Genomic DNA, 14,033 nt, shown 5'->3' on the forward strand with positions numbered 1-14,033 from the left:
GAGACAGGGAACCCGACATGAGCAACCCGTTCGAGAACCCCGACGGCGTGTACTCCGTCCTCGTCAACGACGAGGGCCAGTACAGCCTGTGGCCCGACTTCGTGGACGTCCCGGCCGGCTGGACCGTCGCGCACGGCCCGGCCGGCCGCCAGGAGTGCCTGGACCACATCGAGACCCACTGGACCGACCTGCGGCCCAAGAGCCTCGTCGAGGCCGAGGGGGCCTGAGCCCGGCGGTGCGGCCCGGTGGTGCGGCCCGGTGGTGCGGCCCGGCGGTGACGCGCGGGGAAGCCGGCGTCCTGCCGTCCACGGCCGCCGCGAGCTGCGGCACCAGCCGGTCGATGACGTAGGGGAGGCTCAGCACGGTCGACAGCGACACCGCGTTGCCGTAGTCGCCGCTCTCCTGGACGAAGACCTCGCGGCCCTGCTTCACCACGTTCAGGTCGGAGTAGATCTTGTCGCTGTGCAGCTTGGTGACCGCCGTGGTCAGGTCCGGCACGATCCACACGTCGACGTCCTGGTCCAGCAGGTCGAAGCGCTCCTTGCTGATGTTGGCGCCGAACGTGTCGCCGATCACCTTGTCGAGGTCCTTGGGCAGCGAGAAGCCGAGGCCGGACAGGATCCGCGAGCGGGTGTCCTGGCTGCCGTAGACGAACGTGCCCTCGTACGGGGTCGCCATGACCGCCGTCGCCCCGGCGAAGGCGGGGTTGGCCTTCCTGGCCGCCGCGAACCTGTCCTCCACGCCCGACACGAGCGTCTTGGCCTCGGTCTCCTTGCCGAGAGCCTTGCCGATCTCCTCGGTCTGCTGCTGCCACGGCACGCCGTAGTCGTTGTACGCCTTCGGCTGGGCGACCACCGGCGCGAACTTCGACAGGCTCTCGTACTGGGCCTTGGTCAGGCCCGAGTACACGGCGAGGATGAGATCGGGCTTCAGCGCGGCGATCTTCTCCACCTGGGGGCCGGTGCCGGTGTCGGTGAGGACGGTCGGCGCCGCCGCGCCGCCCACCTTGTCCTCGGCCCACGGGCCGATGGCGCCCTTGTAGCCGCCGAGCCACTCGGTCGTGCCGACCGGCACCTTGCCCAGCGCGAGGACGGCGTCCTGGTCGGTGAGACCGACGGTGACGATCCGCTGCGGCTCGGACTTGATCGTCGTACTGCCGTACTTGTGGTCGAGTGTCACCGGGAACGCGCCGGCGGCGGACGAGGAGTCCGACCCCTTCGCGCCGGACGACGAGGAACCGGAGTCGGAGTCGCCGCAGCCGACCGCCGCGACGGCGAGCAGGACTACGGAGGCGAGCAGGCCGGACAGCCGTGAGGCTCTGGTTGCGCGAGGCATCGGTGATCCTTCTGTTCGTCGCGGTGCGTTCGGCGGGGGGTGGCCGGTTCCGGGGCGGGGGGAAGGCGGGCGGGGTTCTCGTCGGGGGCCGTGAGGGGCGGTCAGGGGGCGTCGGGGGCGGTGGAGCGGCTGCCGGACCAGGCGTGCCACAGGGCGGCGTACGCGCCGTCGGCGGTGAGCAGTTCGTCGTGCGTGCCGCTCTCCACGACCCGGCCGTCGCCGAGGACGACCACCCGGTCGGCGGTGGCGGCCTGACTGAGCCGGTGCGCCACCACCAGCGCGGTACGGCCGCGCAGGGCCCGCTCGGCGGCCTCGTCGAGCTGGCGGGCGCCCGAGCTGCCCGCCTCGGCGGTCGCCTCGTCGAGGACCACGACCGGCGGGTCGGCCAACAACAGCCGGGCCAGCGCGAGTTGCTGGGCCCGGTCGGCGGTGAGCCGGTGTCCGCCGTCGCCGACGACCGTCTCCAGGCCCTCCGGCAGTGCCTCGGCCCAGCCGAGGGCGCCCACCGTGGCCAGCGCCTCCCGCAGCTCCTCGTCGTGCGCCCCGGGACGGGCCAGCCGCAGGTCGTCGGCGAGCGAACCGGCGAAGACGTGCACCTCCTGCGTGACGAGTCCCACCAGGCGGCCGGACTCGTCCGGTTCGACGCCGCCGACCTCGATCCGGCCGCTCTCCGGCCGGTGCAGCCCCGCCACCAGCTTCGCGAGCGTCGTCTTGCCCGCCCCGGTCGTGCCGACCAGCGCGACCCGTTCCTTGGGCCGGATCTCCAGATCGACGCCGTGCAGCACCGGGCGGCCGGGCACATACGCGTGGGAGACCGCGGTCAGCGTCACGGACGGGGCGCCGGCGGCGGCGGTCGGACGGTCGTCCGCGCGCTCGGCGAACGCGGGCACGGGCTCGTCCACCACCCCGACCAGCCGGGCCAGTCCCGCCGTCGCCGACTGGGCGTCGTCGAGCAGCACGAGCGCGGTGTTCACCGGTCCGAAGAGGCTGTGGAAGTACAGCGCGGCGGCCGTGGCGGTGCCGACCGAGGCGGAGCCGGAGCGCACCAGGAGGAACCCGGTGACCAGAACGGCGCTGAGGCCCGCGTACTCGGCGATGTGCAGCCGGCTGTAGAAGCGCAGCACCAGCTGCACGCCGCGCATCGTCAGTTCCACCGACGCCCGCGAGCGGTCCGTGACCCGTCGGGTGTGGCCGGCCTGAAGCCGGTACGCCCGTACGGTCCGTGCCCCGCCGATGGTGTCCAGCAACTGCTGCTGCTGGGCCCCGGTGGCGATGCGCTCCTTGGCGTACAGGGGCACGGCGTTGCGCACGTACCAGCGCGCGGTGTGCGCCTGTACGGGCAGGGCGACGAGCGCGGCCAGCAGGAACCGCCAGTCCAGCAGGGCGAGGGCGCCCAGGGTCAGCACGATCGACAGTGCGGAGCGCGCCAGCTCGGGCAGGGCGCCGCGCACCGCCTCGGCGACCCGGGCCACGTCCCGGGTGACCCGGGCGTTGAGGTCGCCGGAGCCGGCCTTCTCCAGCCGCTCCAGCGGCAGGGCGAGCGCACGCTCCACGAACAGCTCGCGCAGCCGGGCGAGCACGGTCTCGCCGAGCCGGGACACCAGCGACATGCCCAGCGCGGTGGTGACGCCCTGCACCACGGCGACCCCGGCCAGCGCGAGGACGGGGAGGGTGAGCGCGTCGGGGGCACGCCGTTCGGTGACCACGTCGACGAGGTGACCGAGCAGCGGCTGGGTGAGCAGGCCGACGGAGGTGGCGAGCACCATCAGCCCGAACCCGGCCCAGGCCAGCCCCCGGTGCGGCCGCAGCAACTCACGCACCGCGGCCCGGGTACGAGCGGGACTCGCCGTCGGCAGCAGAGCCCGCCCGGCTTCCGCCTGCCCGGCGTCCGCCTGCCCGGCGTCCGCCGGTCCCACCGCTTGTGCGGCTGCCGCCCGAGCCGCTGCCGCCGCCTGCGCCGCTTCCGCCCGTGCGGCTTCCGTCTGTTCCGTCGTCACGCCAGCACCGCCGTCCGGTAGGTCGCGTCGGCCTGTACGAGGTCGGCGTGGGTGCCCTCGGCGCCGACCCGGCCGCCGTCGAGGAGGACCACCCGGTCGGCGACGGCGAGCAGCGCCGGGCTGTTGGTCACCACGACCGTGGTGCGGCCGCGCCGTATCGCGCGCAGCCCCTCGGCGATACGTGCCTCGGTCACCGCGTCCACGGCCGTCGTCGGGTCGTGCACGACCAGGACGGGCGGCCCGGCGCGCAGGGCACGCGCCAGCAGGACGCGCTGGCGCTGACCGCCCGACAGGGAGCGGCCGCCCTCACCGACACCGGTAGCGGCGCCGTGCGGCAGCGACCGGGCCACCTCGTCGGCGTGGGCGGCGGCCATGGCGCGCTCCGTCCGCAGATCCGCCGCCGCGTCCGCCGGCCCGTCTGACGGCCCGTCCGCCTCGCCGTTCTCCGCGGGGCCGCGTCGCGGCTCCGCCTCCGGAGTCACGTTGGCGGCCAGCGAGCCGTCGAACAGCACGGCGTCGTGGGCGGCCACCAGTACCGCCGCCCGCAGCCCCGTCGGATCGAGCCGGGTCAACGGCACCCCGTCCAGTTCGACCGAACCCGACTCCGGGTCGGTCTCGCGGCCCAGGCAGCGCAACAGCGCCTCGGCGGCGGCCGGGTCCGTCACGGCGATCCCGGTCAGCCGCCCGGCCGGCAGGTCGAGGTCGACGCCGTCCGGCCCGCCGAGCCGCACCCCGCGCAGCCGCAGCTCCCCGCGCACCGGGTCCGGCACGGGGGCCCGGCCGCCCACCACGGCGGGTTCCGCGGCGAGGACCTCCGCGACCCGGGCGGCCGAGGCCCGGCCCTGCGCCAGTTCGGCGTTGACCCAGGCGAACGTCTCCAACGGGCCCAGCAGGAACAGCGCGAGACCCACCGCGGACACCAACTGCCCCAACGTGAGCGAGCCGTCGAGCGCGAGACGCCCGCCGACCAGCGCTATCAGCGCGATGAACCCACCGGTCAGGGCGAGCACCAGCCCGGTCTGCCAGGACTCGGCACGTGCCGCGCGCAGGGTGGCCGCGAGCGAGGCACGGCTCGTACGGCGGTACCGCTCGACGGCCGCCTGCTGGGCGCCCAGCCCCTTCAGCACCCGAAGACCGGCCACCAGGTCGGCGGCCACTCCCGAGGCGTGGGCTGCCCGGTCCTGTTCGGCCTCGCTGCGGCGCTCCAGCGGCTTGCTCAGCAGATGCCCCAGCCACAGCAGCACCGGCGTGCCCAGCAGCACGATCAGCCCCAGCGGGACGGACGTCAGCAGCAGCCACACGGCGCTGGCGGTGATGCCCGCGACCGCCCATATCCCGCTCATCAGCGCCATGTTCACCGCGCCGACGCGCTTGGCGTCCTCGGTGGCGACATTGGCCAGCTCGCCGGGCAGCCGTCCCTCCTCGGCACCGCCGCGTGCGTCGAGCACCCGGCGCACGATCGCCAGGCGAAGGGTGTGCGCGGCCTCTTCGGCACCCCGCTCACCGGCCCGCGCGCCCAGCCGGAAGCTCCACGACAGCGCCACGTACATCACGGCCAGCACGACCAGCCAGAGGGCGAGCCGCCCGGCGTCCTGCCCGGCCACGGCCTGGTCGATGACGACACCGATGAGCACCGGCACCAGGGCTTCCCCCAGTTGGTGCACACACCCGAGCGCCGCGCCGAGACCGACGCGCCGCGCCTGCCCCCTGACGGAGCGCGTCAGGACGTCCCGCCCCGACTGTTCCCCTGATCCCACCAGCCACCCTCCGGAAACCGGTCAACTTAGGCAAGGCTACTCTAAGTGAAGGCGGGCGAGTCAATGCCGCGGCCCGCCGCACCGCGTGGAGCGCTCCCGGGACACGACGCCGGCCCGGCCGGGCCGGGACCGGTGTGCTTCAGTGGGCGCCGTGACCATCCCCGGTGGCGCCCCTCGGGCCCTGCTCTCCGGAAGGGACCGCACTCTCGTGCACGTACTGATCCTGGGCGGGACCACCGAGGCCCGTCGCCTCGCCGAACTCCTGGCGGCCGACGCCACGCCCGGGATCCGCGTGACGACCTCCCTGGCCGGACGGGTGGCCGCGCCCCGGCTGCCGCCCGGCGCGGTGCGCGTGGGCGGCTTCGGCGGGGCCGGGGGTCTCGCCGCGTGGCTGGACGAGCAGGGGGTCGACGCGCTCGTCGACGCCACCCACCCCTTCGCCGGGACCATCAGCCTCAACGCCGCGAAGGCCGCGGCCGACGCCCGTGTCCCGCTGCTCGCGCTGCGCCGCCCGGGCTGGGTTCCGGTGGCGGGCGACGTCTGGCACGAGGCCGGCTCCCTGGCGGAGGCCGCCGAGCTGCTTCCCTCGCTCGGCCGGCGGGTGTTCCTCACCACCGGGCGCCTGGGGCTCGCCGCCTTCGCGGCCCTGGACGACCTGTGGTTCCTCGTACGGTCGGTCGAGGCACCCGAGGCGCCGGTCCCGTCCCGCATGGAGGTACTGCTCGACCGGGGACCCTTCACGCTCGACGGGGAGCGCGAACTGCTGCGCCGCCACCGGATCGACGTCGTCGTGACCAAGGACAGCGGGGGAGCGGCCACCGCCCCGAAACTGACCGCCGCTCGGGCGGCGGGGCTGCCCGTGGTCGTGGTGCGCAGACCGCCGGTCCCCGCGGGGGTCCGGGTCGCGGCCACGCCGGAGCAGGCCCGTGAATGGATCCGGAACGCCGCACGGGCAGGGGAGTAGCCGCGCGCCGATGCCGCGTCAGGAGTCGGCGCGGCGCCCAGGAAGCGGATGTGCGGGCGGCCGTCGGGGCCGTCGGCCGTGACGGCGGCCCGGACGCCGTGGACGTCGGCGACGGGCGCCTCGGTGAGGACGTCGCGCGGGCTGCCGCAGGCCACCACGCGCCCCTCCTCGAGGACGACGAGCCGGTCGCAGTACATCGCGGCGAGGTTGAGGTCGTGCAGCGCGACGACGCTGGTGACCCGCAGTTCGGTGATCAGGGCCGGCAGGGCGAGCTGGTGCCGGATGTCGAGGTGGTTGGTGGGTTCGTCCAGGAGGAGTTCGCGGGGTTCCTGGGCCAGGGCGCGGGCGATCTGGACGCGCTGGCGCTCGCCACCGGAGAGGGAGTGCCAGGGCCGGTGGGCCTTGTCGGCGAGCCCGGTGCGCGCGAGCGCGGAGCGGACGGCCTCCTCGTCGGCGGCGGTGGCGGCCCAGGCGCGGCGGTGCGGGACGCGGCCGAGGCGTACGACGTCGTGGACGTTCAACGCGAGTGGGGTGTCGGCCTGTTGCTCGACGACGGCGATGCGCTGTCATCGGGTCTCCTTCGCGCGGTACAGCGCGGCGACGAAAGCCGGGACGCCGATGAGGGAGGTCACCACGCCCACCGGCACCTCCTGGGGGTCGAGCACGGTGCGGGCGAGGGTGTCGACCCAGACCAGGAACACCGCGCCGGTCAGGGCGGTGGCGGGCAGCAGCCGGGTGCGGCCGGGGCCGGTGAGGACCCGTGCGGCGTGCGGGAGCACCGGGCCGACGAAGCCGATCGCCCCGGCCGAGCTCACCAGGGTGGCTGTGAGCAGCGCGGTCGTGCACAGCAGTACCAGACGGGTGCGGGCCACGGAGACCCCGAGGCAGAGGGTCGCGTCCTGCCCGAAGGCGAACGCGTCCAGGGTCCTGGCGTGACCGAGGCAGACCGTCAGCCGCGTCGGGGGCTCAAGCGCGAAGCCCGGTCGTACGGTGCTCCCCCGGCCGTCTCCCGGCTGCGGGGGTCGCCAGCAGGTCCTTGGACTCGGGGTCACCCGGACGAGGCGCCTTCCCGGACCGCGTACGCCGTCCGGTGGCCGTGCCCCGCCCGTCGCCCTCACCGCTGCGCGTCAGCTCCGGATTCGCACCGGATTCCCTGACCCGTACACACTCGCGTGCGCACATGGGTTCGACCGGCCTGGGCGAGCTACCACAGCCGCGGAGGCCGCCCGCGGGCCTCCGCGCGCGCCGGCTCGGCCCCGTTCGCCGGCTGTCGGGCCTGGTTACTATGCTCCTTCAGGCCAGAGGGAGAGAGTCATGTTGACCGAGGTCACGGCGACCCGCTACGTGGCTCCGCTGCGGGCGGGCGGCTCCGTGCCCGCCGTCGTCGAGGCCGACGACCTGGGCACCTACGTCGTGAAGTTCACGGGCTCCGCGCAGGGCCGCAAGGCGCTCGTCGCCGAGGTGATCGTGGGCGAGCTGGCGCGCGCCCTCGGGCTGCGCTTTCCCGAACTGGTCCTGGTCCGCTTCGACCCGGCGATCGCCGCTGCGGAACCGCACCAGGAGGTACGGGACCTGCACGCCGCGAGCGCGGGGGTCAACCTCGGGATGGACTTCCTGCCGGGTGCGGAGGACTTCACGCCGGAGGTCGCCGAGGTCTTCCCGGTGGAGCCGCTGGAGGCCGGGAGGATCGTCTGGCTGGACGCCCTGACCGTCAACGTCGACCGGACGGTCCACAGCTCCAACCTGATGGTCTGGCCGACGTTCGGCACGGTCCCGCCCCGGCTCTGGCTCATCGACCACGGCGCCGCCCTCGTCTTCCACCACCGCTGGGACGGCGCCGACCCCGAGAAGCGCTACGACTTCCGCCATCACGCCCTCGGCCGCTGCGCCCCGGACACCCGGGCGGCCGACGCCGAGCTGGCGCCCCGGGTGACCGAGGAGCTGCTGCGCGGGATCGTGGCGGAGGTACCGGACGCCTGGCTGACCGGCGAGGCGGGGCTCGCGACCCCGGACGCGGTCCGGGAGGCGTATGTGCGCTACCTCCACGCGCGGGTGCGGGCTTCGGCGGCCTGGCTGCCCACCGACTTCCCCGCCCCGGAGGAGCTCGCCGCCGACGAGGCCCGGCGCGCGGCGAGGACACGGCAAGGACGGCCCGACTGGCTGAAGCGGGTCCCCGACCTGCACGGCAAGCCGGCCGCGGAACAGGATTGGTCGGTGCACCTCGGATGAGCGGAGCGAGTGACGCGAGCGGGCGGGTGGAGATCGAGTACTGCACCCAGTGCCGTTGGCTGCCGCGCGCGGCCTGGCTGGCACAGGAGCTGCTCACGACCTTCGAGGCCGAGCTGACGGAGCTCGCCCTGAAGCCCGGCAAGGGCGGGGTCTTCGTCGTCCGGGTGAACGACGAGGTGGTCTGGGACCGCCGCGAACAGGGCTTCCCGGAGCCGACCGCGGTGAAGAAGCTCGTACGTGACCGAGTGGCCCCGGGGAAGTCCCTGGGCCACTCGGAGAGGTGAGCCGTCCGGCCGGTGCCGGTGCTCAGCCCTTGAGCTGCTCGTACGCCGGCAGGGTGAGGAAGTCCGCGTAGTCGTCGTCGAGGGCGACGGTCAGCAGCAGGTCGTGCGCCTGCTGCCAGTGACCGGCCGCGAAGGCCTCCTCGCCGATCTCCGCGCGGATCGCGGCCAGTTCCGCGGCGGCGACCTCGCGGGCCAGCTCGGGCGTGGCCTTCACCGTGGTCCCGTCGCGCTCGAACTCCACCCCCGCGTTGATCCACTGCCAGATCTGCGAGCGGGAGATCTCCGCGGTGGCCGCGTCCTCCATCAGGTTGAAGATGGCGACCGCGCCCAGGCCGCGAAGCCAGGCCTCGATGTAACGGATACCGACCTGCACGGCGTTGACCAGCCCCGGGTAGGTCGGCCTGGCCTCCAGCGAGTCGACGGCGATCAGGTCGGCCGCCTTGACGTCGACGTCCTCGCGCAGCCGGTCCTTCTGGTTCGGCCGGTCGCCGAGCACGGCGTCGAAGGAGGCCATGGCGATCGGCACCAGGTCCGGGTGGGCCACCCACGACCCGTCGAAACCGTCCTTCGCCTCGCGGTCCTTGTCCGCCTTGACCTTCTCGAAGGCGACCTTGTTGACCTCCTCGTCGCGGCGGGACGGGATGAAGGCCGCCATGCCGCCGATGGCGTGCGCGCCGCGCTTGTGGCAGGTGCGGACGAGGAGTTCGGTGTACGCCCGCATGAACGGGGCGGTCATCGTCACCGCGTTGCGGTCCGGGAGGACGAACCTGGCCCCGCCGTCACGGAAGTTCTTGACGATGGAGAACAGGTAGTCCCAGCGGCCGGCGTTCAACCCGGAGGCGTGGTCCCGGAGTTCGTAGAGGATCTCGTCCATCTCGTACGCGGCCGTGATCGTCTCGATGAGCACGGTGGCGCGGACGGTGCCCTGCGGGATGCCGACGTGGTCCTGCGCGAAGACGAACACCTCGTTCCAGAGGCGGGCCTCCAGGTGCGACTCCGTCTTCGGGAGATAGAAGTACGGGCCCTTGCCGAGGTCGAGCAGGCGCTGGGCGTTGTGGAAGAAGTAGAGGCCGAAGTCGACCAGGGCGCCGGGGACCTGACGGCCGTCCGCGTCGACGAGGTGACGCTCGTTCAGATGCCAGCCGCGCGGGCGCATCACGACCGTGGCGAGCTCGCCGGCGTCCTTCAGGGCGTACGACTTGCCCGACCGCGGGTCGGTGAAGTCGATGCGCCGGGTGTAGGCGTCGGCCAGGTTGATCTGACCGAGGACGACGTTCTCCCAGGTCGGCGCGGAGGCGTCCTCGAAGTCCGCGAGCCAGACCCGGGCGCCCGAGTTGAGGGCGTTGACGGTCATCTTGCGGTCGGTCGGGCCGGTGATCTCGACCCGGCGGTCGTCCAGGGCCGCGGGGGAGGGGGCGACCCTCCAGGTGTCGTCCGCGCGGATCGCCGCGGTCTCCGGGAGGAAGTCCAGGGTGGAGGTGTGGGCGATCTCGGCGCGGCGCTCGGCACGCCGGGCGAGGAGTTCGTCCCGGCGCGGGGTGAACCGCCGGTGCAGCTCGGCCACGAAGGCGAGTGCCGCCTCGGTGAGGACCTCCTCCTGCCGCGGCAGGGGCTCGGCGTCGACGATGGCCAGCGGGGACGGCGCTGGTGCGGACATGAGCGGTCACTTCCTTCAGCGGTGGCACCGGGTGCCAGTCGAACCGAGTACGGCGGACGGGGCCCCGGACGGGTCGGGTCCTTCTGAACAGTGGATACTAGTTTCCTCATCGTGGAACTTCAATGATTTGTTGATGTCGAGATTCTCCGCGTCGAGGCAAGGTGGCGCTCAGTGCCAGGCCCCTCACTCAAGGTGCGCGAGATCCTGTGGGGTGTCGATGTCGAAGGGGCGCGCCACGTCCGCGCACTCGACGAGCGTGATCGCCTCCTCGTGCTCCTTCAGGTAGGCGCGTGCCCCCCGGTCGCCGGTGGCAGTCGCGGCGATGTCCGCCCAGTGGGCGGCTCCGAACAGGACGGGATGGCCGCGTGCGCCGTCGTAGGCGGCGCAGACGAGCGAGGACTCGTCCTCGTAGGCGGCCAGCACCCGGGCCACGGCCTGCGGCCCGATGCCGGGCTGGTCGACGAGGGAGACCAGCGCGGCCCGCGCCCCCGTCCCGGCGAGGGAACCGAGCCCGGCCCGCAGCGAGGTGCCCATGCCCTGCTCCCACGCCGGGTTCGGCACGATCACGCACCCCTCCAGCCGTGCCCGCTCCCGCACGGTGTCCGCGGCGGCCCCGAGCACCACGTGCACCCGTGCGCAGCCCGCCGCCCGCAGCACCCGCACCGCGTGTTCGACGAGCGGCCGGCCCCGGTGTTCGAGCAGGGCCTTGGGGCGTCCGCCGAGCCGCCGCCCGCCGCCCGCCGCGAGGAGCAGGCCCGTCACCTGGTCCGCCGCCCGCTCTTCCCTGTGTGTCATGTGTCCTGCATACCTGACGTGGCGCCGGCCGCGCGGCTTCGTGGGGCTGAATTTCGGTCCGCGCAGTGGCGCCCGCCGCATCGGGTGGCGTTTACTGACCCGCGTCCTGCGGTGCCCGGTGCCGGTGCCGCGGGGCTGCGGGGCGGATGGGCGCGCACGCGCGCTCGGCGGAGCGCGCGTGGGGGGAGAGCTGTGTTGCGGAGCTTGAGGCAGAGGGCAGTGACCGGCAGCTACGAGGATCCGAGGGTGGCGGAACTGCGGACCGCGGTGTCCCGGCTGCGCCGCGAACTCGCCACGTATCCGGCCGAGTTCCCGGAACGGGCGATCGCCGAGGACGAACTCGCCGCGCTCGCCGCGATGGTGATGCACGGCGTTCCCGAACTCCCCCGGTTACGCCGCTCGTTGCTGCTGATCGCGGGCGCTGTCGGCTCGGTGAGCGCACTGGCCAGGAGCCTGTCGGAGGTGCGCCACGCCGTGGAGCTGTTCGGGGAGACGCGGGGCCGCTGAACGCCGGCGGCCCGGCCGGGTCGCCGGCTGCCGTGCGGCACTGCGCCGAAACCGGCCGGACGTGCTGGGGCGAGGGCCCGCGCTAGACCGCCGGCCCGGAGCTCGTCAGCGCCTGCGACAGTTCCACCGCGACCTGGCGCAGTACCGGCACGATCCTGTCCGTCGCCGACTCCGTGACGCGGCCCGCCGGGCCGGAGATGGAGATGGCCGCGGGGGTGGGGGAGTCCGGCACCGGCACCGCCAGGCAGCGCACGCCGATCTCCTGCTCGTTGTCGTCGACCGCGTAACCGGCCTGCCGCACGTCCGCGAGGGCCGCGAGGAAACCGTCCGGGGTGATGATCGTCTTGTCCGTGGCGGCGGGCATGCCGGTGCGGGCGAGCAGGGCGCGCACCTCGTCGTCGGGGAAACCCGCGAGCAGCGCCTTGCCGACCCCCGTCGAGTGCGGCAGGACACGGCGGCCCACCTCGGTGAACATCCGCATCGAGTGCTTGGACGGCACCTGCGCCACGTACACGATCTCGTCGCCGTCGAGCAGGGCCATGTTGGCCGTCTCGCCGGTCTCCTCGACCAGGCGGGCCAGGTAGGGGCGGGCCCAGGTGCCCAGCAGCCGGGCGGCGGACTCGCCGAGGCGGATCAGCCGAGGGCCCAGCGCGTAGCGGCGATTGGGCTGCTGGCGGACGTAACCGCAGGCCACCAGGGTGCGCATCAGGCGGTGGATGGTGGGTAGGGGCAGTCCGCTGCTCGCGGACAGCTCGCTCAGACCGACCTCGCCGCCCGCGTCCGCCATCCGCTCGAGGAGATCGAAGGCGCGCTCGAGGGACTGGACCCCGCCGCTGGCGGACTTGGCGGAGTCGGTGGTGCTGGCGCTGGACGTCGGCACGGCGCGTTCCTTTCGAAACTGGCGGAAGGGCTGAAGCCTACCCGGCGGTCGGTTGACTCCCTGATTGTGCGTCGATAGATTCTGCTGACCGGAATAGTAATTCCATTATGTGGAAACGTCCAGAGTGGCGGAGTGGGTGCACCCTGGGGGAGTGGGCCCTTGACGGCGCGAGGCCGGGAGGGGAAGACTCCTTCAACAGAACGTTGAATTCCGTTACGTGGAAGTTTCACCGGCGTAACCGGAGGAGAACGGAAGAGAGGGGCCCGGGTGTCCGAGGCTGAACTGGTGCTGCGCTCGACGCGCGTCATCACTCCCGAGGGGTCACGGCCCGCCGCGGTCGCGGTCGCCGCCGGCCGGATCACGGCCGTACTGCCGTACGACGCCCCCCTCCCGGAGGGCGCCCGGCTGGAGGACCTCGGCGACGACGTCCTGCTGCCCGGTCTGGTCGACACTCATGTGCACGTCAACGACCCCGGCCGCACCCATTGGGAGGGCTTCTGGACCGCCACCCGCGCGGCGGCGGCCGGCGGCATCACCACCCTCGTCGACATGCCCCTGAACTCCCTCCCGCCGACCACCACGGTCGACCACCTCCGGATCAAGCGGGAGGTCGCCGCCGACAAGGCGCACATCGACGTCGGCTTCTGGGGCGGCGCGCTGCCCGACAACGTCAAGGACCTGCGCCCGCTGCACGAGTCCGGCGTCTTCGGCTTCAAGGCGTTCCTCTCCCCGTCGGGCGTGGACGAGTTCCCGCACCTCGACCAGGACCGGCTCGCCCGCTCCCTCGCCGAGATCGCCGGATTCGACGGCCTGCTGATCGTGCACGCCGAGGACCCGCACCACCTCGACGCCGCCCCGCAGCGGGGCGGCCCCCGGTACGCCGACTTCCTGGCCAGCCGTCCGCGCGACGCCGAGGACACCGCCGTCGCCCACCTCGTCGCGCAGGCCAGGCGCCTCCACGCACGCGTGCACGTGCTGCACCTCTCCTCCGGTGACGCGCTGCCGCTGATCGCCGCCGCCAAGGCGGAGGGCGTCCGCGTCACGGCCGAGACCTGCCCGCACTATCTGACCCTGACCGCCGAGGAAGTCCCCGACGGCGCCAGCGAGTTCAAGTGCTGCCCGCCCATCCGCGAGTCGGCCAACCAGGATCTGCTCTGGCAGGCCCTGGCGGACGGCACGATCGACTGTGTGGTCACCGACCACTCCCCGTCCACGGCCGACCTCAAGACCGACGACTTCGCGACGGCGTGGGGCGGCATCTCGGGCCTCCAGCTGAGCCTGGCGGCCGTGTGGACGGAGGCCCGGCGGCGGGGCCACGGCCTGGAGGACGTCGCCCGGTGGATGTCCACCCGTACGGCGGCCCTGGTGGGCCTCTCCCGCAAGGGCGCGATCGAGGCGGGCCGCGACGCCGACTTCGCCGTCCTCGCCCCCGACGAGACCTTCACCGTCGACCCGGCGGCACTCCAGCACCGCAACCGCGTCACGGCGTACGCCGGGAAGACCCTGTACGGCGTCGTGAAGTCCACCTGGCTGCGCGGCGAACGCATCGTCTCGGACGGCGAGTTCACCGAGCCGAAGGGCCGGCTCCTCACCCGCGTCCCCTGAGCCGAAGGAGTGCCCGACCTGCC

The 14,033-nt window shown here is 73.6% G+C and carries 11 protein-coding genes, 3 pseudogenes and 1 riboswitch; of the genes and pseudogenes, 6 read left to right on the top strand and 8 right to left on the bottom strand.

From position 1 onward, the window contains the following. Positions 1–17: 17 nt before the first annotated feature. Entirely contained in the window at positions 18–227 is a 210-nt protein-coding gene (locus ASD48_RS42845; RefSeq protein ID WP_079074176.1) for an MbtH family protein, read from the top strand. 67 nt (positions 228–294) lie between these two features. Here ASD48_RS42845 and ASD48_RS35790 read toward each other — a convergent pair. From ASD48_RS35790 to ASD48_RS35800, 3 genes and pseudogenes are all read right to left on the bottom strand, one after another. Continuing rightward, positions 295–1,335 (bottom strand): annotated as a pseudogene (locus tag ASD48_RS35790) (iron-siderophore ABC transporter substrate-binding protein); the annotation flags it as partial. 101 nt (positions 1,336–1,436) lie between these two features. Next, positions 1,437–3,101: an ABC transporter ATP-binding protein gene (locus tag ASD48_RS35795; protein ID WP_242432835.1), complete on the bottom strand. Its 1,665-nt coding sequence runs from the start codon at positions 3,099–3,101 to the stop codon at positions 1,437–1,439. Between the two features lie 227 nt (positions 3,102–3,328). Further along, positions 3,329–5,089: an ABC transporter ATP-binding protein gene (locus ASD48_RS35800; RefSeq protein WP_057606027.1), complete on the bottom strand. Its 1,761-nt coding sequence runs from the start codon at positions 5,087–5,089 to the stop codon at positions 3,329–3,331. 208 nt (positions 5,090–5,297) lie between these two features. Between ASD48_RS35800 and ASD48_RS35805 the strand changes: the two genes are divergently transcribed. Then, positions 5,298–6,053, top strand: coding sequence for a cobalt-precorrin-6A reductase (locus ASD48_RS35805; RefSeq protein WP_057606028.1), 756 nt, complete (start codon positions 5,298–5,300; stop codon positions 6,051–6,053). A gap of 35 nt (positions 6,054–6,088) precedes the next feature. On the opposite strand, the pseudogene ASD48_RS42850 reads toward ASD48_RS35805, so the two are convergent. Continuing rightward, a pseudogene (locus tag ASD48_RS42850) lies at positions 6,089–6,616 on the bottom strand (ABC transporter ATP-binding protein); the annotation flags it as partial. A 3-nt stretch (positions 6,617–6,619) separates the two neighbouring features. Next, positions 6,620–7,006: pseudogene (locus ASD48_RS35810) on the bottom strand (iron chelate uptake ABC transporter family permease subunit); the annotation flags it as partial. A gap of 77 nt (positions 7,007–7,083) precedes the next feature. Then, a riboswitch (cobalamin riboswitch) is annotated at positions 7,084–7,208 on the bottom strand. Between the two features lie 159 nt (positions 7,209–7,367). Here ASD48_RS35810 and ASD48_RS35815 point away from each other — a divergent pair. Continuing rightward, positions 7,368–8,282 (top strand): HipA family kinase, encoded by a 915-nt coding sequence (locus tag ASD48_RS35815; RefSeq protein ID WP_057606029.1) that lies wholly within the window; start codon positions 7,368–7,370, stop codon positions 8,280–8,282. Continuing rightward, positions 8,279–8,566, top strand: coding sequence for a SelT/SelW/SelH family protein (locus ASD48_RS35820; protein ID WP_057606030.1), 288 nt, complete (start codon positions 8,279–8,281; stop codon positions 8,564–8,566). The genes ASD48_RS35815 and ASD48_RS35820 overlap by 4 nt, the downstream gene beginning before the upstream one ends. 22 nt (positions 8,567–8,588) lie before the next feature. Here the strand turns inward: ASD48_RS35820 and aceB are convergent, their stop codons facing one another. Continuing rightward, positions 8,589–10,223, bottom strand: coding sequence for a malate synthase A (gene aceB, locus ASD48_RS35825; protein ID WP_057606031.1), 1,635 nt, complete (start codon positions 10,221–10,223; stop codon positions 8,589–8,591). Positions 10,224–10,406: 183 nt separating this feature from the next. Further along, complete coding sequence (locus ASD48_RS35830; RefSeq protein WP_057606032.1) at positions 10,407–11,018, bottom strand: nucleotidyltransferase family protein; 612 nt, start codon at positions 11,016–11,018, stop codon at positions 10,407–10,409. A 192-nt stretch (positions 11,019–11,210) separates the two neighbouring features. Between ASD48_RS35830 and ASD48_RS35835 the strand changes: the two genes are divergently transcribed. Next, positions 11,211–11,525, top strand: coding sequence for a DUF5955 family protein (locus tag ASD48_RS35835; RefSeq protein WP_079074178.1), 315 nt, complete (start codon positions 11,211–11,213; stop codon positions 11,523–11,525). 82 nt (positions 11,526–11,607) lie between these two features. Here ASD48_RS35835 and ASD48_RS35840 read toward each other — a convergent pair whose 3' ends face one another. After that, entirely contained in the window at positions 11,608–12,405 is a 798-nt protein-coding gene (locus ASD48_RS35840) for an IclR family transcriptional regulator (protein ID WP_057606034.1), read from the bottom strand. A 267-nt stretch (positions 12,406–12,672) separates the two neighbouring features. Here ASD48_RS35840 and allB point away from each other — a divergent pair, with 267 nt between their 5' ends. Next, entirely contained in the window at positions 12,673–14,010 is a 1,338-nt protein-coding gene (gene allB, locus ASD48_RS35845) for an allantoinase AllB (RefSeq protein ID WP_057606035.1), read from the top strand. Positions 14,011–14,033: the final 23 nt, after the last annotated feature.

Source organism: Streptomyces sp. Root1310, assembly GCF_001426425.1.
Classification (GTDB): domain Bacteria; phylum Actinomycetota; class Actinomycetes; order Streptomycetales; family Streptomycetaceae; genus Streptomyces.

Bases quoted from the DNA above. Each gene is read 5' to 3' on its own strand.
- ASD48_RS42845 (WP_079074176.1), top strand. From the start codon at position 18: ATGAGCAACCCGTTCGAGAACCCCGACGGCGTGTACTCCGTCCTCGTC.
- ASD48_RS35820 (WP_057606030.1), top strand. From the start codon at position 8,279: ATGAGCGGAGCGAGTGACGCGAGCGGGCGGGTGGAGATCGAGTACTGC.
- ASD48_RS35795 (WP_242432835.1), bottom strand. From the start codon at position 3,101: ATGGTGCTCGCCACCTCCGTCGGCCTGCTCACCCAGCCGCTGCTCGGT.
- ASD48_RS35830 (WP_057606032.1), bottom strand. From the start codon at position 11,018: ATGACACACAGGGAAGAGCGGGCGGCGGACCAGGTGACGGGCCTGCTC.
- aceB (WP_057606031.1), bottom strand. From the start codon at position 10,223: ATGTCCGCACCAGCGCCGTCCCCGCTGGCCATCGTCGACGCCGAGCCC.
- ASD48_RS35815 (WP_057606029.1), top strand. From the start codon at position 7,368: ATGTTGACCGAGGTCACGGCGACCCGCTACGTGGCTCCGCTGCGGGCG.